The organism is Rhodanobacter sp. MP7CTX1 (assembly GCF_014205795.1).
Classification (GTDB): Bacteria; Pseudomonadota; Gammaproteobacteria; order Xanthomonadales; family Rhodanobacteraceae; genus Rhodanobacter.
Map to the genome: position 1 here is coordinate 55,243 of NZ_JACHCN010000017.1, position 20,722 is coordinate 75,964.

At 62.1% G+C, this 20,722-nt stretch carries 17 protein-coding genes; 13 read left to right on the forward strand and 4 right to left on the reverse strand.

Annotation, left to right across the window (positions count from 1 at the left end; all coding sequences use genetic code 11):
* Positions 1–52 precede the first annotated feature (52 nt).
* A complete protein-coding gene (locus HDE77_RS17375) occupies positions 53–1,480 on the reverse strand; it encodes an amidohydrolase family protein (protein ID WP_184419181.1) in 1,428 nt (475 codons plus the stop codon).
* 394 nt (positions 1,481–1,874) lie between these two features.
* Here HDE77_RS17375 and HDE77_RS17380 point away from each other — a divergent pair, with 394 nt between their 5' ends.
* The 6 genes from HDE77_RS17380 (at position 1,875) to HDE77_RS17405 (ending at position 5,479) form a co-directional block, all read left to right on the forward strand.
* On the forward strand, positions 1,875–2,585 hold the full coding sequence (locus HDE77_RS17380; protein WP_343206131.1) for an AraC family transcriptional regulator: 711 nt from the start codon (positions 1,875–1,877) through the stop codon (positions 2,583–2,585).
* Between the two features lie 97 nt (positions 2,586–2,682).
* Complete coding sequence (locus tag HDE77_RS17385; protein WP_184419183.1) at positions 2,683–2,838, forward strand: hypothetical protein; 156 nt, start codon at positions 2,683–2,685, stop codon at positions 2,836–2,838.
* 152 nt (positions 2,839–2,990) lie between these two features.
* Entirely contained in the window at positions 2,991–4,046 is a 1,056-nt protein-coding gene (locus HDE77_RS17390) for a saccharopine dehydrogenase NADP-binding domain-containing protein (protein WP_184419184.1), read from the forward strand.
* A 372-nt stretch (positions 4,047–4,418) separates the two neighbouring features.
* The gene (locus tag HDE77_RS17395) at positions 4,419–4,643 is read left to right on the forward strand and encodes a hypothetical protein (protein ID WP_184419185.1); all 225 of its coding nucleotides are present in this window, start codon (positions 4,419–4,421) and stop codon (positions 4,641–4,643) included.
* 67 nt (positions 4,644–4,710) lie between these two features.
* Positions 4,711–4,965 (forward strand): hypothetical protein, encoded by a 255-nt coding sequence (locus HDE77_RS17400; RefSeq protein WP_184419186.1) that lies wholly within the window; start codon positions 4,711–4,713, stop codon positions 4,963–4,965.
* A gap of 73 nt (positions 4,966–5,038) precedes the next feature.
* Positions 5,039–5,479, forward strand: coding sequence for a hypothetical protein (locus HDE77_RS17405; RefSeq protein ID WP_184419187.1), 441 nt, complete (start codon positions 5,039–5,041; stop codon positions 5,477–5,479).
* A 202-nt stretch (positions 5,480–5,681) separates the two neighbouring features.
* On the opposite strand, the gene tldD is transcribed toward HDE77_RS17405, so the two are convergent.
* Positions 5,682–7,121, reverse strand: a complete 1,440-nt coding sequence (tldD, locus tag HDE77_RS17410) for a metalloprotease TldD (protein WP_184419188.1) — start codon at positions 7,119–7,121, stop codon at positions 5,682–5,684.
* Between the two features lie 134 nt (positions 7,122–7,255).
* On the opposite strand from tldD, the gene HDE77_RS17415 reads away from it, so the two are divergent.
* Positions 7,256–8,473, forward strand: coding sequence for a sterol desaturase family protein (locus HDE77_RS17415; RefSeq protein WP_184419189.1), 1,218 nt, complete (start codon positions 7,256–7,258; stop codon positions 8,471–8,473).
* A 12-nt stretch (positions 8,474–8,485) separates the two neighbouring features.
* Here the strand turns inward: HDE77_RS17415 and HDE77_RS17420 are convergent, their stop codons facing one another.
* Positions 8,486–12,373 carry a YhdP family protein gene (locus HDE77_RS17420; RefSeq protein WP_184419190.1) on the reverse strand — a complete coding sequence of 1,296 codons (3,888 nt, stop codon included), beginning with the start codon at positions 12,371–12,373 and terminating at the stop codon, positions 8,486–8,488.
* A 21-nt stretch (positions 12,374–12,394) separates the two neighbouring features.
* Entirely contained in the window at positions 12,395–13,882 is a 1,488-nt protein-coding gene (gene rng / locus HDE77_RS17425; protein WP_184419191.1) for a ribonuclease G, read from the reverse strand.
* Between the two features lie 148 nt (positions 13,883–14,030).
* On the opposite strand from rng, the gene HDE77_RS17430 reads away from it, so the two are divergent.
* The 6 genes from HDE77_RS17430 (at position 14,031) to HDE77_RS17455 (ending at position 20,709) form a co-directional block, all read left to right on the forward strand.
* Positions 14,031–14,696, forward strand: a complete 666-nt coding sequence (locus tag HDE77_RS17430) for a response regulator transcription factor (protein ID WP_184419192.1) — start codon at positions 14,031–14,033, stop codon at positions 14,694–14,696.
* A gap of 10 nt (positions 14,697–14,706) precedes the next feature.
* Positions 14,707–16,125, forward strand: coding sequence for an ATP-binding protein (locus HDE77_RS17435; RefSeq protein WP_184419193.1), 1,419 nt, complete (start codon positions 14,707–14,709; stop codon positions 16,123–16,125).
* A gap of 13 nt (positions 16,126–16,138) precedes the next feature.
* A complete protein-coding gene (locus HDE77_RS17440) occupies positions 16,139–16,831 on the forward strand; it encodes an ATP-binding protein (RefSeq protein ID WP_184419194.1) in 693 nt (230 codons plus the stop codon).
* Entirely contained in the window at positions 16,815–17,324 is a 510-nt protein-coding gene (locus HDE77_RS17445) for a mismatch-specific DNA-glycosylase (protein ID WP_184419195.1), read from the forward strand. Before HDE77_RS17440 ends, HDE77_RS17445 begins: the two co-directional genes overlap by 17 nt.
* A gap of 396 nt (positions 17,325–17,720) precedes the next feature.
* Entirely contained in the window at positions 17,721–19,853 is a 2,133-nt protein-coding gene (locus tag HDE77_RS17450) for a TonB-dependent siderophore receptor (RefSeq protein WP_184419196.1), read from the forward strand.
* Positions 19,854–19,974: 121 nt separating this feature from the next.
* Positions 19,975–20,709 (forward strand): tetratricopeptide repeat protein, encoded by a 735-nt coding sequence (locus tag HDE77_RS17455; protein WP_184419197.1) that lies wholly within the window; start codon positions 19,975–19,977, stop codon positions 20,707–20,709.
* Positions 20,710–20,722 lie beyond the last annotated feature (13 nt).

A 20,722-nucleotide genomic window follows, 5' to 3' on the forward strand; every position in this document is an offset into this window, starting at 1 on the left:
AACAGCCGCGTTCCGCTGGACGCGTTCAGGTATTGGCCGCCCACCTTTCCTGTCAGCGTGCCTGCGCTTTGGCCGCCTCATCAAGTAGCGCATCGAGGTCGGCGCGCCGTAACAGGCGGCCGTCGAGCAGCACGGCGTTGATGCGCCGAGCGTTGTGGATGTCCTTGGTCGGATCGGCGTCCAGCAAGACCAGGTCCGCCCGTTTGCCGACTTCCACCGTTCCGCGCGTATCCGCCATGCCGAGGAATCTGGCCGGCTCAAGCGTCGCCGAGTACAGCGCCTCGCGTGGGGTCAGACCCGACTCGACCAGCATCTCCATCTCATCATGCAAGGCAAAGCCCGGATAAACCCCGGGCATGGGCGAGTCGGTTCCCGCCATGATCGGCACGCCGGCCTGGTGCATGACCGACACGATCTGATGGGCGATCGGCCAGCGACGCTTCGCCAGCGCCGCGTCCTCCGCTGTGTAGCCGGAAAGGAATCGCTCCCAACGCGTGTGTTCGTCCGCGCGCAAATATCGCCAGCGGGGATCTGACCTCGGCGACCCATTTTTTGCCAGCGAGTCTTCGTCGGCAAGCACGAGCGTCGGAACCTGTACCTGACCGGTGCCCGCGATTACTTTGGCCACGTTTCGGCAGATGCCAAGATCGAACGCAGCCAGCGTCCGCGCCTCCTGTGCATCACGTCGCGCAGTCAACGCGTCGCCAACGAGGCCGCGGCGTTCTTCGAGCAGGGGCGCTTCGATCGACGAACAGGCCTCATAGGCCTGCATCAGGTGCTCGTTGCTGCGCTGACCTGCCTCGGCCGTTACCAGCAGCGGCACGCCTGCCGGCGCGTGGCCGACCACTGGCAGAGAACGCGCTTGCGCTGCAGCGAGGACAGCACGCCAATGCGAAGCCGGTATCTCCGAGAAGACCTTGATGAAATCGGCACCGGCATCGGCCGCAGCGTCGACCTGGTGGGCCGCATCCTCCGGCGAGCTGCCGTACACGGCGATGCCGGCAGCAAGGATGCGCGGCGCGGCGAGTTCGCCATCATCCAGGGCCTTGCGCCAGCGCTTTACCAGCAGCATGGATGCCGCATCGCCACGCATCTCCCGCACCCCGGTGACGCCGTTGGCAACGTACAGTGGAAACGACCAATCGTTCGGCGGCCGACGCGATGAGAGGTTGAACAGGTGGACATGCATGTCCACCAAGCCGGGAATCAGAAACCTTCCGCGTCCATCGACACGCCGAGCCGGCGCCGGAATATTCGCGTCGTGTGGCGCAACGATCGCGACAATACGACCGTCATCGACTAGAACCGTTCGCGGCCCCATCGAACGTCCGTGCTCAACGTCGATGACGGTGACCTCGGTGATGGCAATGGTTTGCCGCTGAGGCAACGGCATCGCTTGCGCGACAGCCATGCAGGCCAACCATGCCAGGATGCACGGAGTTACCAGCGACACCATCCACTTCGCGACATCGGCACGCATGTCCGCCCCCTCGATCATGAGATATACGAGCCAGCGTAAACTATCGTCGGTCTTGATGGACGGCCAGATGGCAAACCCATAGCGTCCACTTACGACGGCGCCCTAAACCTGTGGCGGCCATTCGTGCCGATCTCGCTCAGCCTCCCCGCCTCCATCAAGTACATAAATTCGCGTAGTCGCTGATAGCTCCATTAAGCTGCATGCTCGGCTCAAATCACTGCTGAACGTGAATGCACGCTGCCGTGGGCGGCGCAAGGTCACGTATCGAGGCCAGATGCCTGATTTCACTGTCCGCACCTTGCTTGAAACGCCGTCCGTCACGGTCCGGGACGTTTATTGCAGTGGGACGTGTCGGCACAGGAGTGACGAGGAGTGCACCAGCAAGACTCACCTCGTGTTTCCCTACCGGGGTACTTACCTGCGCCATGTCGGTGAAACCCAGGCGGTTGCCGAATCCAACCAGGTGCTTTTGTTCAACGCCCTCCAGGGTTACCAGGTCAGCCATCCCGTAGATGGCGGCGATGCGAGCCTGGTCCTTGTGCTGGATGAGGAGTTGCTGCGCGAGTTGGCGCCCAAGGCGCTGACCTGGGACAAGAACGCCTTCACGTTTCGACAGCAGCAGTTGGGCATCGACCCGCGGGCCCAAGCCTTGGTGGCGTTATTGCGCCACAGCCTGCGGGAGAACGTAGCCGAACGACTCGAAGCGGAAAGTCTGTCATTGACACTCGCGCAGCGCAGTCTTGGCTCGAGTACGACGCATAGCGCGGGCGCGAATGCGGGGCGGCAGCGGCTAGCCGATCGCACCAAACTGATCCTGGCCAGTGATCTTTCCAGGAGGTGGGCCCTGGCGGACATAGCGGCCAAGGTTGGCGTCTCTCCCGTCTACCTGACGCAGGTATTTCAACAGGTCGAAGGCGTACCCCTTTACCGCTATCAGTTGCGCCTTCGCTTGGCCCACTCGCTGGACTTGCTGGGGCAGTACGAAGATTTGAGCCAGCTGAGCCTTGAGCTCGGGTTTAGCAGCCACAGTCATTTCAGCGCTTCATTCCTGAAGACTTACGGCCGAACCCCGACCGAATTCCGGCAAGTCGCACTCCGCCGATAGACTCATGCCTTCAAGTTGCTAAAGATTTTGACAGCGGCCCGCGCAGACCCCTGACTAAATAGCCCTACCCGGACTTCGGGTCATTGAGGGCAGAGTCATGAGTGGAAATACTTGCGCAGCGTGTGACTACGAACTGGACGAAAATTCAGTAACTGTGACCTTGGGTGGAAAAACCGTCGAAGTCTGTTGCGAGGAGTGCGCGACAAAGCTGAAGGAAGCCTTCAGCGCCGCCGCTTCGTCGAAGATCGGCTGAGCATGGATGGATGGCGGGCGCTGGCCACACGGTCATCCAGACTTGGTCATGACTAGTCAGGCATGTGGAACAAGATCTCGGAGCCGTCGCGCCGTTCGTGCGCGGCGTGCTTCTGAACAGCAGTCTTTGACGATACCCAACGAGAACACCCCATGAGCATTGCCAGCGCAGCACCTGCGGCCAATAACAGGACCGTCGCCGTGTACGGCGCCTACGGCCACACCGGGCGTTTCATCGTGGCCGAGTTACTCAAGCGCGGCTGGACCCCCATCCTGAGCGGGCGCGATCCGGTTCAACTACACGCATTCGCTTCAGCGTATCCATCACTGGACGTGCGGCCTGCCTCAATCGACGATCCAGTCTCACTCGATCGTGCATTGGCCGGTGCCGTGGCCGTCATCAATGGCGCGGGTCCCTTCCTGGACACAGCAGCGCCGCTCATCGAGGCTGCCCTGCGCGCCAGAATCCACTATCTGGATCTGGCTGCCGAACAGGCATCGGTGCTCGCCACCTATGAAAACTATTCTGATGACGCCCGTGAGGCTGGTGTCGTGCTGCTGCCCGCGATGGCCTTCTACGGCGGATTCGCCGATTTGCTGGCGACCGCTGCCATGGGTGACTGGACAAGCGCCGACGAGATTCAGATCGCCGTCGCCCTGGACTGCTGGCTACCGACCAAAGGCACGCGTCTAACCGGTGAACGGAACACCGTGCCGCGCGTCGTCGTATCCAACGGTGTGCCGACACCATTGGCCAATCCGCCACCTACCCGCCACTGGGATTTTTCAGAACCGTTCGGGACGCAGGAGGTGGTGACCCTGACCCTGTCCGAGATGATCACCCTCTCGCGTCATCTAAAGGTTCCTGAAATAAACGCCTACATGAACCTGCATCCTTTAAAAGACCTCCGCGACACGACAACGCCGGAACCCACCGCCGCCGATAGCAGCGGACGCTCCGCGCAAACGTTTCTACTGGATGTGGTCGTGCGCAAAGGCAACCAGTTGCGGCGTGCCTCAGCGACGGGGCGAGACATCTATGCCGTCAGCGCGCCGTTGATCGTGGAAGCCGCGGCTCGGATCATCGAACACCCCGCCAAACCACGCGGTGCTTTTGCCCCAGGAGAGATCTTCGACGCCCGCGACTTTCTCCAAACACTCAGTCCCGAGAATTTCACTGTCAAGATCACATCTCATGAAGCCGCCTAGCAGCGCGCCCGGTTTTTATCGTGAGCGCACGACCAATAAATTCAAGTAACGTTGCGAGCTGGTTTTGAACCCACTCTCTGAATGTCAGCTTCTGGCCGCGAATGGTCCTTGCGCAACGTACGGTGAGGCGGCAATCTCAGGATGTCCGTTATCGACCGAGGCTGTGTGAAAACGCAAATTTGCGTTTGAGGCTGGTCAAGATTTGCTCAAATCGGGGCGTGTAGATTCGATTCTGAAGCTCTGACGTTCGGTAAGTCGTCTAGAATTCGCGCAGGAGGCACACGCTTGATGGAAGCTCGGAGTTTTCACACAGCCTGGACCCAATACGGACATTTCGGAATACCCCAGAAACGACGCTATACCGAGGTTGGCATGAAGCTCTATGGGTACAAGGAAGGGAGTCGCAACGAACGCGGACCGGCGGCGCTATCCGAAGTTACAGTGGTGGCTAGCCCACACGAACTGAGGGCCATTGCTAGACTACTTGGCGATGTTGCGATCGAGATGGAATGCGCGAGCTTCGATCACGTGCATCTGGCTGACCGCGTTGCCACCTTCATTGAAGGTCCGCAGCTCGTCTTCATGAAGGCGGATTAATCACTATTGTCGCCGCCTATTTCCGACCCGTAGCGGACAGCATCGACGCCTAACTTTGGAGACTTCCTTGGTCCTTTTCGCGCTGACAAAGCAGGGCGTGGCAGAAATTCTCGACTCGGTCATTAGCCGCGAGACGGCGCTCTGGGTGAATCACGGACTATTGGCGGCGCCCGACTTGGAGCGCTTGCGCGCGGAAGGGTTTGAGCTGACCAACTTCACGCGATGGATCGATCCCGCTGATCAGGCCGACATCGAGTCGGCCGTGGAGACCATCAGGGAGCACCATCCAGGCCAAGTTTTGTATATTGAGCGGAGTTGGTAAGAATGTCTGCCTCCGACTGGGAACGCCATCAAGTGTCGATTTCAACAGCTAAATCTTTAGGTAAGGGGTAGTTGTGAAGTCAGGCCTGAGCTTTCGGAAAGTGTGGCAAGACGAGGACGTGGTGGAGTTGGAAATCGCCAGCCGTGGCGATGCGTTTCTGTCCTGCGTCCAAGTTTATGCAGATCATCAGCATCTAAATGATGTTGTCTTGGGTCTCAACGGATTCAAGAAAGACGTTCATCATGGTGTCTTCGAAATCTCTTTTGGACAGTTCACACCGGAATATGCCAACGGAGCCTTTCGTGCGCAGCTCAGCTTTCTGGAGTTGGGGCGCGGATACGTATTTATGACGGTGAACTCCCAATCAGCGTGGGCAGATTTCGCCAAAAGGAAGGTGGCCAACCAAGCAACATTGCACCTCAAAAGTGAGCCGGCTTTGCTGGACCGCTTTATTGAAGAGCTGACGAAGTTGACGGCGGGGGACTCAGACGAAGCTTTTTTGGAGGTCGTTTAGAGCCAGAGCGTTACGGCCGCTTTTGGCCGCGAGCGGAAGTTGCGCGAAGGTCGAGCGAATAGCACGCTGCTAATGAAAGGTGGAGTCAGGTTGATTTCCCTGTACCGGTTCGAGTTCCCGCATCCACGCGCTACGGATGCCCGCTACTCGTAGCGGACATTCCGGAGTGATACGCAGCGCTGATCCGGCCTGACTTTGGCGTCTACGACGCCGTGCCACCCACCGTCATGCCATCGATTTTCAGCGTCGGCTGACCAACGCCGACGGGCACGCTCTGGCCGTCCTTGCCGCAGACACCGACGCCTTCGTCGAGCTTGAGATCGTTGCCGATCATCGACACGCGGTTGAGCACTTCGGGGCCGCTGCCGATCAGGGTCGCGCCCTTGACTGGGCGGGTGATCTTGCCGTCTTCGATCAGGTAGGCCTCGCTGGCGGAGAACACGAACTTGCCGTTGGTGATGTCGACCTGGCCGCCGCCGAAGTTCGGTGCGTACAGGCCGCGCTTTACCGAGCGGATGATCTCTTCGGGGTCATGCGAACCGGGCTGCATGTAGGTATTGGTCATGCGCGGCATCGGTAGCGTGGTGAACGACTCGCGGCGGCCGTTGCCGGTGGGCGCCATGCCCATCAGTCGCGCGTTGAGCTTGTCCTGCATGTAGCCCTTGAGGATGCCGTCCTCGATCAGCGTGGTGCACTCGGTCGGCGTACCTTCGTCGTCGATGCTGAGCGAGCCGCGGCGACCGGAAATGGTACCGTCGTCGACGATGGTGACGCCGGGAGCGGCGACACGCTGGCCCAGGCGGCCGGAGAACGCGGAGCTGCCCTTGCGGTTGAAGTCCCCCTCCAGCCCATGGCCGATCGCCTCGTGCAACAGCACGCCGGGCCAGCCGGGGCCAAGCACTACGGTCATGCTGCCGGCCGGCGCATCGACCGCCGCCAGGTTCACCAGCGCCTGCCGCACGGCTTCATCGGCGAACGCCAGCGCGCGGCCATTTTCGATCAGTTCGCGGTAGCCGTAACGACCACCACCGCCCGCATTGCCCTGCTCGCGACGACCGCCCTGCTCGGCAATCACCTGCACACTGAGGCGCACCAGCGGACGTACATCGGCCGCCAGGGTACCGTCGGAGGCAGCGATCAGGATCGTGTCGATGGTCGCGGAGAGGCTCACGATCACCTGTTTCACGCGTGGGTCGCGCGAGCGTGCATACGCATCGACTTCGCGCAGCAGTGCGATCTTGTCCGGATTCGGCAGGCTCTCGACCGGATCGATGGCCGGATACAGCTGACGCGCACCGTTGAGCGCCAGTGGCTTGCCGGCGCCGTTGCCATCGTTGGCAATGGCACGTGCCGCCCGTGAGGCTTCCAGCAGTTGCGGCAGCACGATCTCATCGGAATACGCGAAGCCGGTCTTTTCGCCGGAGATCGCACGCACACCTACGCCCTGCTCGATCGAATGGCTGCCATCCTTGACGATGCCCTCTTCCAGCAGCCATGACTCGCTGCGCGAGTGCTGAAAATACAGGTCGGCCGCGTCGATCGACGGCCCCATCAACTGGGTGAACACACGGTCGAGGTCGCCGGTGGCGATGCCGCCGGGGGACAGCAACTTGTTCTGCGCTAGCGCAATCAGGGAATCCATGGGTGTCGGTGTCATCAATGGTCAGTCAGGAACTATCCCACATGGGGTTGCCAATGGCAGCTTTAAAGCTGCGGCGCGCGCTCTGGGCTACCATGCGCGGCAATGCCAGCCGGCGTCTCACGTGGAGGATCACCATGGGCGATCACTCAAAACGACAAGCCACCCGCGACGCCATCAAACGCACGGTGAAGGCTCCGGTGGAGGAGACCCGCGAGCTGCTGCGCGGCGACGGTGAGCTCAAGCCCGGCCTCGGCATGATCACCAGCATCATTGCGTTGTCGCTGGGCTTTCTGTGCCTGCTGGCGGTGCTTGCGTTTCACTTTCCGCAGTACCTGACCACCCCGGACCTGCGCCATAAGTACTCGGTCGACGTGCTGCGCCAGTTACTGCTGGTCGGGCTGCTGGTGGCCGGAGGCATGTCGCTGGGAAACCTCATCCTCAATCGCCAGCGCAACCTCAGCATCGTGGCGTTCCTGCTGGTGATCGCGGCGGTCGCGCTGGGTGGCTCGCGCGTGCCGGTGGGCAATTTCGCCGATCACACGCCGTATATCGGCCTGGACTGGTTCATCCTCGACCTGCTCGGCTCGACGCTGATCTTCGTGGTGATCGAGAAACTGTTTCCGCTGTACAAGGGGCAGACGCTGTTCCGCAAGGAATGGCAGACGGATCTGAAACACTTCGCGGTGAATCACTTTATCGTCGGCCTCGCGTTACTGACGGTGAACTTCCTCCTGCATCACCTGTTTGGCTGGCTGGTCAGCAGCAACTTCCAGCAGACCGTGCAGCACATCGCGTTCGTGCCGCAGCTGTTGCTGTGCGTGCTGGTTGCAGACATGGCGCAGTACTGGACGCATCGTGCGTATCACGAGGTGCCGTTTCTGTGGCGCTTCCACGCGGTGCATCACAGCGTGAAGACGATGGACTGGCTGGCCGGCTCGCGCCAGCACATGCTTGAGCTGATCTTCACTCGCGTATGCGTGCTGGCGCCGTTGTACATCCTCGGCTTCAGCGAGGCGGCGATGAACGGCTACATCCTGATCGTCGGCTTCCAGGCGGTGTTCAACCACGCGAACGTGCATCTTCCGTGGGGACCGCTGAAGTACCTGCTGGTAACGCCGGATTTCCACCACTGGCACCACGCATCCGACCAGGAGGCGATCGACAGGAACTACGCGGCACACTACGCGTTTATCGATTACCTGTTTGGTACTGCCGTGAAATCGAAGAAGAACTTTCCCGAGCACTACGGCGTGGTCGGCGACTACATGCCGGACGGTTTCATCCGGCAGCAGCTGTTTCCCTTCCGTAACCGCAGCACACCGACCGAACCACCGCAGCAAGAACCGCTCTGATGGCAAGGCTGGTCATCGACCGGCCGAGCCTGAGGCGGCGGGTATCACATTGCCCGCCCCGCCCGGCAGACTGCCGGTGGGGTTGAGCAGCGGTGCAGCGGGCGGCGCGCCTATTTCGCGCTTTTCAATCAGGGTCATCACGGGTTTGTCCCAGCTGCCGGTGATCTGATAGCGCGCACTGGCGGCCTTGCTGAAACTTCTTCCGAGCAAACCCTGTACTGCAAACCCAGCCGCCGCACCGATCGGGCCACCGACCACCGCACCGACCAAAGGCAGGCTGTTGCCGACATGTGGCATTACCCACACCTGCTGGTCAAAATCCTTGGCACGCAGACCGGTACGACCGGTGATGCTGATGTTCGCGGCAGGGCCCTTCATGAACAGGTTGGTGGTAGTGGCATTGCCATCGGCCAAATGAAAATCGCCGGTGATCGAGTCGAAGGCAAGGCCCTTGCGGAAAACATCGCCGAAATCCAGCGACAGCCGGCGCGGCAGTTCGATCAGCGAAACCAGACCGAGCAAGCGCCCCTTCATGGGCGTTGTCGCTTCGGGTATATAGCCGTTGCTGACATGAATGCTGAGTGCGCCATCCATGTTGGCCAGTGACAGCGCGCTGGGCGCGCCGGGCCAACTGGCATCGAGCTGGTCGTTGGTCTTGCCGCCATTGACCATGCCCTCGAAACCGAATGCACCCAGCATGGTGCCGAGATCGTCGGACGCAAAACCAATTTTCAAATGCGTGTGACTGTTGCTGGGGCTGCCATTCCAGTCACCGCTGGCATTGATCTGCACGCTACTGGACAACGCACGCAGCTGCTCGACATGCATGCCGCTCGCGGTCGGCCAGGTTTCCAGGCGAGCCTCGCCCAGTTTCGCGTCACCCAGTCGCAGATCAGCTACGTAAAGATGGAACGGCGGCAGCGCCGCGGGGTTGATGCCGGTGTTGGCGGGATCCGTGGCCGGCGCGCCTGCTGCCGCCGCGGTCTCCGCCGCCGTGTCCTTCGGCCAGTACAACCGCTGCAGCCGTGCGGTGAGGCCGCGCTTGTCCAGATCGGTCGGTATGGTGAAATTGCCGACCATGGCGACACCGTCGACGTCCGCGCTCAACCCTTCGGCTTGCGGTTTGAGCTGGATCTTCATCGACCCCAGCGAATGACCGAACCACCCGGCCTGGTCGGTGCTGATATCCAGGCTCTCCAGCCCAGGACCACCACTACCGGCGCCCGCAGCGGCGTGCGCTACCCAGCCGGTGACATCCAGCTGATCTGCATGACCGCGAATGCGCAGGTCCCGCGCGGGCAATCCGTCTGGTAGCTGATTGCCGAATGCCAGCGTGGCCGCCAACGGTTGCTGCGCACCCGCCGGCAACCGCAAGTGCCCGCGTGCGACCTGGCCCAATGCAAACTGCAGATCGCTGCCGCTGACTGGCAGGTTCATGCTCAGATGCAAGGGCAGGCTGGCTGCCTCCGGCTTGTTCAGCGGCGCCGGCAGATCCAGCGAAGTACCACTCAGCGGCGAGTCGACACTGAGGGTCTGCGCCGTCGCGGTGCTACCGGAGACATGGGCGAGCGCGTAACCGACGGTGAAATCACTGCGACCATCGCCCAGCTGACCCAGCCATTTCAGCGACGGGTAGTCCTGCACCAGTTCGGCGATGCTATAGCTGCCTTGCAACTGCGCCGACAGTATGGTGTTCGGGTCGCTGTTGGCAGCGGCAATCGCCAACTGCAATTTGGCCGGACGGCCGTGGAAGCCTGCATCCAGCGAACTGGCCTGCAGACCAGCTTGCGCGCCATGCGCATCGAAGCGCAGCGGGCCGTTGAGCTTGTCGAGTTTGAGATTCCAGTCCGGGGCGTTGAAGTCTGCATCCTTCAACTGCGCGGTACCACTCAATTGCGCGACCGCATCTTTCTTCAGTGGCAACGCCAGATGAAAATCAAACGTACCGCTGCCGCCCAGATTCAACTTGGCCAGCGTATCGGCCTGGCGAATGCCGATCGGGCTTTTGCGTACAAACTCCATCAAGTCGGCACCGCTGCCATTGCCTTGCACATTGAGATCGAGCAGGCCATCGCCGAAGTCGGGGATCAAGGCGGTCGCCTTGTCCGCCTTCACACCCAACGACTGACCGCCGCTGGCTTCAATCAACATGCCGCTATTGATGAAGTTGGCCACCGCGCCGACACCCTCGGCGCGTGGCCAATCAGGACCGTAGTCGAACGTGAGGTCGCTGATCTGCGCCCGCGCCTCGAAGCGACCTTCGTTGTGATGGAATGGCCAGTCCGCCATATCTCCACGCACCAGTACCTGGGCTTGATCGACGCTTCCGCTCACCAGTGCGCGATCGAGCCATGCGATGGTGGGGGGCGGCATGGAGTTGGGCCAGAACAACTTGGCTGCGGGAACATCGGCATGATCCACACTGGCGTACAGGTCCAGGATAGGCGCGCCCTGCGCTTGCAACGTCACTTCGCCACGCGCGTGGCCGGCGTAACCGGCCCCGACAAAATCGAGTGTGTCGGCACCGAGGTGCGGCACGCCATCCTGCATCCAGAACGCCATCGTGCCGCCCAGCTTCGACAGCACGAACGGCTGGCGGAACAGGTGTGGAAATTGCAGCGTGCTGACTTGCGCCGGCAGCTCCAGCGACAGTGCTTCGGCATCGCCACGCAACTCGCCTTGCAGCTGGCTGACTCCCGGCAGTGTGCCGACGGCATCGATGCCCAGATTCTTGAACGCGAGATCGAGCTCCTGCAGTCCGGCGCCCTGATTCCACTTCAGTGCAAGCCGGGTCAGATCGCCGCGCGGATGGCCACTGCCGACCCATTGTGCGAGACCCGGCGCGAGATCCGGCTTCAGCGCCAACCACGGCAGCAGCGGCGACAGTTGCAGTTCGCGCGCGGAAAGGTCGACGCTGAACTGCGGAGTGCCGGGCTGATGCAGCGCAAGCGCCAACGCGCCGCCATCGTCACTGGCCCAGCGCACCTCGTAACCGTCGCCGGTCCGGCGTAGTCCGGCCAGTCCGTGCAAGGCGCTCACGCTGGCGTAGGCACCGCTGGGGGCGGTCACCGTCAGGCGGTCCAGGTCGAATCGGGACACGCTGCTGGTCACCCTGCCCTTGTGCCAATCCAGCCACGACGCCAGTCGACCATGGCCCTGCGGCAAATAGCCATCCAGATCGACACTATCCAGCAATGGCTTGAGATCGATATCGTCGGCACTGATCCACAGCTGGCCGGAGCTGCCGTCCGCACGAAAGCGACCTGCCGTGCGAAAGGCCGCCGCCTCACCTTCTCGACGCAGCCTGCCGCCGATGCGGATCTGGGTGCCCTGCCAGCTCAGCCGAAATTGTGGGGACAGCAACGCATAGCTCTTGCCATGCTTGGCATCGGTGATGACGACCCGCAGGTCTTCGAGCCACAGGTCGATCGAAAAGCGGCCCAGCGATAACGGCTGCCGACTCGCATCGCCAGCCAGGCCAATGCCGTTGACGTGCCAGCTACCGTCGGCATCGCGCGCCAGATCGACCTGCAGGCCACGCACGTACAGATTGAGCAAGTGCCGCGAGGGCAACAACCAGCCGCCGAAATCAAGTTTCAGTTCGGATTCGGGAAGCTGCAGCATGTCGCCCGTCTCGCCCGCCGCCGCGCCCACCGTCACGTTGTGCATGATGAACAGCGGACCGGAGGCCGTCCAGCGTCCCTCCAGCGAGGCAAAACTGACCGGTCGCTGAAGCCGCTGGCTCAACTGCGCCGCCACCCACTGCGGATGCCGCGCCAGCAAGGGCAAGAGCAATTGGGTCAGCGCCATCAACACGGCGAGCAGGATCACCGCTGTACCGGCGGTCCAGCCCAGCGCGCGGGCACAGCGATGCAGCACTCGTTGCCACAACGGGTTCACGCGCCGCAATCCGGGCCAGATTTACAGCAAGACGACATCAAACTGTTCCTGCGAATAATGCTCTTCAGCCTGGAAGCGTATGCTTTTGGAGATGAACTCTTCCAATTCGGCGATCGCGCTGGATTCTTCCTCCAGAATCCGGCTCACCACCAGCGGATTCGCCATCACCAGCAACTTCTCGGCATTGAACTGGCGTACCGCCCGAGTGATCTCGCGGAAAATCTCGTAGGTCACCGTTTCGGCGGTTTTCAATGCACCGCGACCGTTACAGGTCGCACAGGGCTCGCACAGCTGGCGCGCCAAGCTTTCGGTGGTGCGCTTGCGGGTCATTTCCACCAGCCCCAGCGCCGACATCGGGTAGACCGTCGTCTTGGCATGGTCGCGCGCCAGGCCCTTGTTCAACATGCGCAGCACCTGGCGCTTGTGTTCCTCATCGATCATGTCGATGAAATCGATGATGATGATCCCGCCCAGGTTGCGCAGCCGCAGTTGCCGCGCCGCCGCCTGCGCCGCCTCCAGGTTGGTGCGATAGACCGTCTCCTCCAGGTTGCGCGTGCCCAGGTAGGCGCCGGTGTTGACGTCGATCGTGGTCATCGCCTCGGTCTGATCGACGATCAGGTAGCCGCCGGATTTCAGCGGCACTTCCTTGCGCAAGGCGCGCTGCATTTCGTCTTCGACGCCGTACAGGTCGAAGATCGGCCGCTCGCCGTCGTAGTGTTCGATGCGGTCGTCCAGGCTCGGCATGAACTTGTGCACGAACTTGACCACCTTCTCGAACGTGGTGCGCGAATCCACCCGCACTTTCTCGATGTCGTCGTTCAGCATGTCGCGCAGGCTGCGCAACGGCAGCGACAGTTCCTCATAGACGCGTTCGCCGACCTTGGCCTTGGCGATGTTCTCCTGCACCACCCGCCATACCTTGGTGAGGTAGGCCACGTCGAAGGCCAGCGATTCGGCACTCTGACCCTCGGCATTGGTACGCACGATGTAGCCCAGCGGATTGTCACCAATCAGCGAGCCCAGCACGTCTTTCAGCCGCTGACGCTCGACCTCGTCCTCGATGCGCGCGGAAATCCCCAGGGTGCGGGCGTACGGCAGCAGCACCAGATAGCGCGAGGGTATCGACAGGTGGGCCGACAACCGGGCGCCCTTGGTGCTGATCGGATCCTTCACCACCTGCACCACGATTTCCTGGCCCTCGTGCACCAGCTCGCTGATCGAGGGAATGTGACCATTGCCGTTGCCGTTCGATTCCACGCCTTCGGCGGACGCCGGCAGCGGCGGCCTCACGATGTCCGACGCATGCAGAAACGCTGCGCGGTCCAGCCCGATCTCCACAAACACGGCCTGCATGCCGGGCATCACACGCTGCACCCGGCCCTTGTACACGTTGCCGACGTAGCCACGCTTGGATGCCCGCTCGACGTGCACTTCCTGCAGCATGCCGTTCTCGACCACGCCGACCCTCGTCTCGCGCGGGGTGACGTTGATCAGAATTTCTTCGCTCACCACATACTCCCCAGTTAGACGATCTTTATAGCGGCTGCACATGCGAACTGTCGATGAACCATTTCGCGATCCGGACGTCCGAGGTCTCGCCGACGCGAAAATCATGCCGCATCTTCGTTTAGGCTTGATCAAATTCCAGGGAATTCGCATGAAATTGTTGCTGGTGGAAGACTCCGAGCGCCTGCGCCAGACCCTGCAACACGGCTTGCAGGGTGCCGGTTTTACAGTTGACGCCGCTGGAGACGGCGTGGAAGCCTGCGGTTTCCTGGCCAGTTACGACTATGACCTGGTGGTGCTGGATCTGATGTTGCCCCGGCTCGACGGCATTGGCGTGCTGCGCAGCCTGCCTGCGGGTGGTCGCCGCCCGCGCGTGCTGGTGCTGTCCGCCCGGGACCAGGTGCCCGATCGGATCGAGGCGCTCAATGCCGGCGCCGACGATTACCTGATGAAGCCCTTCGCATTCGACGAGCTGGTCGCCCGCCTGCATGCGCTGGCACGCCGGCCGCAACAGGCGCAGCCGCTGGCCCTCAGTCATGGCCCGCTGGCGTGGGATCCCCGTTCGCAGAGCGCCAGCGTGAACGGGAAGCCGCTGCCGCTGACTCCGCGCGAATTTGCCGTACTGGGCCTGCTGCTGCGCCATCGCGGCCGCGCGTTCAGCCGGCTGGAGATCCTTGAACGCACCGCAGGTAGCGACAGCGAAGTCTCCGACCGCAGCGTCGAGGTGCTGGTATTCGGGCTCCGCCGCAAGCTGGACGCGGCCGGCCTGCCCGGCCTGATCGAAACGCGGCGCGGCGCGGGGTATCTGATTCCATGACCATATCGCCATGAAGCCGGCCTCCCTTGCCGCGCGTATCTCCACCCTGCTGGTCGTCACCAGCCTGCTGGTGCTGGGCGGTGGCTCCAAGCTGATGGACTGGCGCATCGACCATGAGATGGAAAAGCGCTTTGAGCAGAATCTGCTGACCCAGGCCAGCACGCTGAGCAGTACCGTCAAACTCGAACAGGATGCGACGTCTGGCAGCCATAGCCAACGCATTGAAGCAGGCGTGCTTGGTGGCGACAGTCTTACCTACTACGAACTGCGTTGCGACGGCATGCCACCACTGCGCAGCACACCGCCCCCACCGATCACTCCGGCTGGCTGGCCGCAGGCGGCTGGCCCGCAGCCAAGTTTCGCCAGGCTGCACCATGCCGATCAGTATCTTGGCTCCGTGCAATTGTCGTTCCCCGCCGAGCCCGGCGGCGGCAAGGTGCCAGGCTCGGACGGCCAGCCGCATGCTCCCCGCATCTGCGCGCTGTTGTTCGAACAGGACCGCCATGCGCTGTATCAGATCGATCTGGCAGTCGACTGGATCCTGTTGCTCAGCCCAGCGCTGGCGCTGGGTATCGCGCTGATTGCGGTACCACTGATCGTGCGTCGCGGCCTGCGCCCGATGACGGCACTGGTGGATCGCATGCACGACATCGGCCCGAACGCGCCCGGCCAGCGCCTCGCTGCCAGCGGCATGCGCGAACTTGACCCGCTGATAAACCGCTTCAACGACGTGCTCGGCCGGATGGATGACGGCCTTGCCCGCGAGCGCCAGTTCGCCAGCGGTCTCGCCCACGAAACGCGCACCAGACTGGCCGAGTTGCGCGCGCTCACCGAAGTCGAGGTGCGCTACCCCAGCGGCCGCAGCCTGCCCGAGATCCTCACCGAAGTCGGCAACATCGGCGCCGAACTCGAAGCCACAGTGACCGCGTTGTTGCTGTTGACCCGGCTGCAATCCGGACTCGAGCAACCGCAGCTGCAGACGCTCCCGCTCGCATCGTGGCTGAATCGCCAACTGCAGCGACATCACGGTGCGGCCGCGGACTTCGGCATCACCTTGCACACCGAAGGCACACCGCCTGCCCGCCTGCAGACCGACCCTGCGCTACTGGAAGTCGTCATCGGCAACCTGCTGGGTAACGCCTGTGCCTATGCGCCGAGAGGCGACACGGTGACACTGCGCCTGACGGCAACCAGGCTGAGCATCGACAATGCCGCCCCCAGCCTCGACGCCGAAGATCTGGTCAACTTCGGCCAGCGTTTCTGGCGCAAGCAGTTGCCGCATGCCGGGCATGCCGGACTAGGCCTGGCACTAGCCAGTGCGGCGGCCCAGGCGCTGGGCATGCAGCTGGATTTCCGGCTCGATGCCGCGCAACGATTGCATGCCACGCTGGCGTGGCCACGCCGGATGACGCAGGAGTCCGATTCATGACGACGGTGGCTCTATGACAACACCCATCCTGCTCGCCTGGAGCGGTGGCAAGGACTGCCTGCTGGCAATGCAGCGATTGCTCGCCGATCCGCAATGGCAGTTGGTGGCTCTGCTTACCACCGTCAATCGCAACTACCAGCGCGTCGCCATGCATGGCGTGCAGCGTGACGTGCTGCTGGCGCAAACCACCGCGCTTGGCCTGCCACTGGTCGAGGTCATGCTGGACTGGCCCGGCAGCAACGAAGCCTACGAACAGGCCCACTCGCAGGCACTCGTCGAGGCTCGCATGCGCTGGCCGGGCATCCGTCATTGCGCGTTCGGCGACCTGTTCCTGGAAGACGTGCGCGACTATCGCGTACGCCAGCTGGGCCGCGACAACTGGCGCGCGGTGTTTCCGTTGTGGGGCGAAGACACCGCTGCTTTGTCGCGACGCTTCATCAGCGAAGGTCATCGCGCCGTGTTGTGCTGCGTGGACACCCAGCAACTGCACGCCGACTATTGCGGCCGTGACTACGATGCCGCGCTGCTGGACACGCTGCCAGCCGGCATCGATCCCTGCGGCGAACGCGGCGAGTTCCACACACTGAGCTACGGCGGCCCCTTGTTCCGCCAGCCTCTCAAGCTTCGTCGCGGCGAAAGTGTCTTGCGCGACGGGCGCTTCCAGTTCACCGATTTCCTGCTCGACGATAATGCCGCGGCCCACTGAAGGCCACATCCTGCCCGACGTGCTGCGGCCCGGGCTCAGGCTGGTGTTCTGCGGCACCGCCGCCGGCAAGCGCTCCGCCGCGGAACGCGCCTACTACGCGCACCCTGGCAATATGTTCTGGCGTGCGCTATTCGAAGTCGGCCTGACTCCGCGTCAGCTGGCCCCGACAGAATTTCTACTACTGCCCGACTACGGCATCGGCCTCACTGACCTCGCCAAGCGCCACGCCGGCAACGACAACGAACTGCCGCAGGACGCCTTCGAGGTGCCGGCCTTGATCGCCAAGATCGAACGCCATGCGCCGCGCATGCTCGCCTTCACCAGCAAGCATGCCGCGCGCGCCCTGCTCGACCGGGCCGTTAACTACGGCTTGCAGGACAACACTATCGCGGGCACGCAGTTGTTCGTCTTGCCCTCGCCGTCGGGACAGGCCCGCGGCCACTGGAGTCTGGCGCCTTGGCAGGCCTTGTCAGATTCCGTCAGGAGGCTTTAATCGTTTGTCGTCGCAAGCTGATCGACATCAGCGAAAAAGCCCGCGTGACCGCATACCAGTAAGCGTCGAACTTCACTCAGCTCGTGACGTGCCCTGCGCCCCGAGGATAGGTCCGAGGCATCCGGACTGTCCGGCAGAAGCCACTCAACCCTCTTCGGCTTGCCAGGCCAAAGAGCCTCGTCAACCGCTCCCAGTAGTTGCAAATGAGAGTGATTAGCGATAGCGTTTAGACATCGCTGGCCCCGGGGGAGAGTCGCGGGGCAAGGATCGGTGCAGATGCGCCATGGCCGCCTGTACCAGCATCGATGAGTCCTCCGCGGCTCTCTACACAGTTCACGGTTACGCAGGAGCTCCATGACCACCCGCCGCCAGCTCTCACGACGCGGAACATTCACGATGTCGCCTCAAGCCCTGCGCCTGACCACGCTGGGGATGGCGATCACCGGCGCAGTCTCGTGCAACGCGTGGGGCGACGATCTTCCAAATGGGAACAATGCGACGCCCACGGCGAATACTCCCCAAACAGCGGTGACCCTGACGCCGATCAAGGTGACCGGAGCCCACGTCGAATCGCCGCACGACATTCCGCAGTCGATCGACACGATCACCCAGGACACGATGACCGACCAGGGCGTAACGCGTGTTCAAGATGCGTTGCGCAACGTTCCCGGGATCACGCTCAATGCCGGTGAAGGCGGCCAGCACGGCGACAGCATCAACCTGCGCGGCCTGTCGGTTCCCGATTCATTTTTCATGGACGGCATTCGCGACCTGGGCACCTACGAGCGCGACAGCTTCAACCTTGAAAGCGTCACCGTGCTGAAGGGACCCTCATCGGTACTTTTCGGCCGCGGCTCGAGCGCGGGCGTCATCAATCAGGTAAGCAAAACGCCGGACCTTACCCCGCTGGGCTATGCCAGCATTTCCGTGGGCACCAACGATGGCGTGCGCTTTACCGGCGACTACGACACTCCGCTCGGCGCGACGACCGCCGCCCGTCTGAATGTGATGAACGAGCACTCGAATGTTGCCGATCGCGACTACGTTTTGAATCGACGCAGTGGCATTGCGCCATCGATCGAGTTTGGCATCGGTACGCCGACGCGGTTGACGCTGAGTTACTTCTATCAGGAAGAAAACAATATCCCCGACTACGGGATTCCGTTCATTGGCGACGTTCCGGCCCACGTACGTCGGGAAAACTATTACGGCCTGCTCGACTACGACCGCACCAAGACGAATGTAAACATCGCAACGATCCGCTTCGAGCACGACTTCAGCGCCAACACCACGTTCAGCAACACGTTGCGCTACGGCGACTACAAGTCTTCGTATTTTTCCAGCGCACCGTTTCTCGGCAACGACTTTGTTCCGCCGCCTCCGCTTGGGACGCCACTGTCCGACATTCTCGTTTCGCGCGACCAGCCAAGCTCCTCGACGAATCTCAGAAACCTGATCGACCAGGCCAACATCACCTCGAGCTTTGACATGGGCGGCTTCAGCCACCTGGTCATCGCAGGCATCGAGTTGAGCCATGAGAATTCCGACATCACGCGATACGTCAACGGCCTCGACATCATCCCGCCGACGCCCCTGCTGAATCCGGATCCGCACCAGCCAAACATCCAGCCGCTCATCGTGGATTCGCTGCCCCAGGCCAAGGGTGATGACGAGAGCGCGTATGTCGTGGACACCATCAAGCTCGCCGAGCAGTGGGACCTCAGTGGCGGCTTGCGCTGGGATCGCTTCAAATCGGAATTCAGCGAAGCATTGGCTGGCACCCGTTTCCAGCAGGACTATATCGATCTGGCGCCTCGCGCCGCACTGATCTACAAGCCCGACAGCGCACAGAGTTACTACGTTTCGTATGGCACGTCGTACAACCCGGCCATTGAATACCTGACGCTCGCTCCCACTGACGCGAGCATCGCGCCGGAGAAAAACAAGACCTACGAATTCGGCGCGAAGATCGATGCATTGGATGGCCTGCTCGACCTTACCGGAGCCGTCTTCAAGACCGATCTGACCAATGCACGCAATGCCGATCCGGATGACCCCACCGTGCAGCAGCTACCGTTCGACGAAACGGTCAAGGGTCTCGAACTGGGCCTCACAGGGCACATCAGCCCCGAGTGGGATGTCAACGCCAGCTATACCCATCTGCTGGCCAAAATCGTGAGCACCACCGACCCTGAAGCACTGGGCCGCGAAGTGCCCAACGTGCCGCACAACGCACTGAATACCTGGACGACATACCAGATCAATTCGGCATGGAAAATCGGCGGCGGCTTCAACTATCAAGCATGGCGCTTCGCCGATACGCACAACACCGCCCATGTGCCGGGCTATGTCCTGTTCAATGCAATGGCGGAATATGAGCTCAACGAGCATGTCGAGTTTCGGTTGAACCTCACCAACCTGACCAACAAGCTGTACTTCCGAAGTTTCTATTACACCGGCCCCGATGAAAACCACGCTGTTCCGGGTGCAGGACGTACCGCGATGCTCACCGCGGACTTTACGCTCTGACAGGCGCAACGTGCGGGCTGTGCGACGGTCGACTCGTTGCATGCGGTGATGGCTATTCCAACGACCATGGACGCTTCGTCAGCATGACGGAAACAAACCTCGCTCTCGCGGTCACGCAGGCATGACACCGGAAGCATTACGCGATCTTCTGCAGCACGATCCCCTGCGTGCAGCGTCCACCGTGCAAGCGCTCGCCGATCAGGGCGTCGCCGCAGCGCAACTGTTGTTCGGCCGGATGTTGCTGGAAGGTATTGGCTGCGTAAAAAGCCCGGCGGCCGCGCTGGCCTGGTTTCAACGCGCTGCTGCAGACGATCATGCCGAAGCAATCAACATGCTCGGGCGCTGCCTGGAAAACGGCTGGGGCACGGCAGCGGACACGCAGCGGGCTTTCGAGTGCTATGCGCGTGCTGCACAGCTCGGTGACGATTGGGCGCAATACAACCTGGGACACATGTACCTGGATGGCCATGGCGTAACGCGTGACCCCGCGCTCGCGATGCACTGGTATGCCCGAGCGTCAGCACAAGGCCACGCGCGCGCCATGAACCTGCTTGCGCGCTGTTATGAGGAAGGCTGGGGCATCTCGAAGGATCCCACGCAAGCCGCGGATTGGTACCGCCGATCCGCCGAGGCCGGCTATTTTCGCGGGCAATACAACTGGGCCACCGTGCTGATGGCAAGGGGGCGCACGGATGAAGCCTCCGCCTGGCTATCGCGCGCAGAGCAAACAGCGACGCCTGCAGTGCGTCGCGTCATCGCCGACTATGTGGCGCGGACTGAGCACTCCGCGACACATGCGTCGGCTTTCCCGTCAGATCGTCACGCTGCCGCAGCGGGAACGAGGCGAGCGTACTGACCTGTAGCGCGAG

Bases quoted from the DNA above. Each gene is read 5' to 3' on its own strand.
- HDE77_RS17430 (WP_184419192.1), top strand. From the start codon at position 14,031: ATGAAATTGTTGCTGGTGGAAGACTCCGAGCGCCTGCGCCAGACCCTG.
- HDE77_RS17395 (WP_184419185.1), top strand. From the start codon at position 4,419: ATGAAGCTCTATGGGTACAAGGAAGGGAGTCGCAACGAACGCGGACCG.
- HDE77_RS17390 (WP_184419184.1), top strand. From the start codon at position 2,991: ATGAGCATTGCCAGCGCAGCACCTGCGGCCAATAACAGGACCGTCGCC.
- HDE77_RS17385 (WP_184419183.1), top strand. From the start codon at position 2,683: ATGAGTGGAAATACTTGCGCAGCGTGTGACTACGAACTGGACGAAAAT.
- HDE77_RS17375 (WP_184419181.1), bottom strand. From the start codon at position 1,480: ATGCGTGCCGATGTCGCGAAGTGGATGGTGTCGCTGGTAACTCCGTGC.
- HDE77_RS17435 (WP_184419193.1), top strand. From the start codon at position 14,707: ATGAAGCCGGCCTCCCTTGCCGCGCGTATCTCCACCCTGCTGGTCGTC.
- HDE77_RS17440 (WP_184419194.1), top strand. From the start codon at position 16,139: ATGACAACACCCATCCTGCTCGCCTGGAGCGGTGGCAAGGACTGCCTG.
- HDE77_RS17445 (WP_184419195.1), top strand. From the start codon at position 16,815: ATGCCGCGGCCCACTGAAGGCCACATCCTGCCCGACGTGCTGCGGCCC.
- HDE77_RS17450 (WP_184419196.1), top strand. From the start codon at position 17,721: ATGTCGCCTCAAGCCCTGCGCCTGACCACGCTGGGGATGGCGATCACC.
- tldD (WP_184419188.1), bottom strand. From the start codon at position 7,121: ATGGATTCCCTGATTGCGCTAGCGCAGAACAAGTTGCTGTCCCCCGGC.
- HDE77_RS17415 (WP_184419189.1), top strand. From the start codon at position 7,256: ATGGGCGATCACTCAAAACGACAAGCCACCCGCGACGCCATCAAACGC.
- HDE77_RS17455 (WP_184419197.1), top strand. From the start codon at position 19,975: ATGACACCGGAAGCATTACGCGATCTTCTGCAGCACGATCCCCTGCGT.